The 510-nt window shown below is 74.9% G+C and carries 1 protein-coding gene; it reads left to right on the top strand.

Annotation, left to right across the window (positions count from 1 at the left end):
- Positions 1-218, top strand: a 218-nt coding sequence (locus RCG67_RS17485; RefSeq protein WP_368828091.1) for an SDR family oxidoreductase, incomplete at its 5' end; no start/stop codon positions are given.
- Between the last annotated feature and the right edge of the window lie 292 nt (positions 219-510).

The following is a 510-nucleotide window of genomic DNA, read 5'->3' on the forward strand; positions in this document are numbered from 1 at the left end:
TGAACGTGGTGGCCCCCGGCCCGGTGTGGACCCCGCTCCAGGTCGTGGGCGGGCAGCCCCCGGAGAAGCTGCCCGAGTTCGGCGCCTCGGAGTCCCCGCTGGGCCGGCCGGGCCAGCCCGCGGAGATGGCCCCCGCCTACGTGTTCCTGGCCTCCCAGGAGTCCAGCTACGTCAGCGGTGAGACCCTCGCCGCGACCGGCGGGATGCCCACGCCCTGACCGGTCCGCGCGGGCGGCTCCGGCTTCTGTCCGGGCCCGCCTCGCCGTCCGTCCCGGCACCGCTTCCCGGTGCTGCGTCCCTGCACTGCCGCCCGGCGCTCCGGACCGAGGTCCGGCAGAGCACCGGAGCGCGACCGACCCACCGTCCCCTGTGAGGAGAACCACCCATGGCACTGTCCTATCCCACCCAGCCCGGTGACATCGACCACCTGATCGCCGACGACCACGCGATCGTCGAGCGCCAGTTCCAGCACCTCGAGGCCGGCCGCGGCGACCGCCGCACCCTCGTGGA

Origin of the sequence: Kocuria cellulosilytica (assembly GCF_040981245.1) — a bacterium.
Classification (GTDB): Bacteria; Actinomycetota; Actinomycetes; order Actinomycetales; family Micrococcaceae; genus Kocuria; species Kocuria cellulosilytica.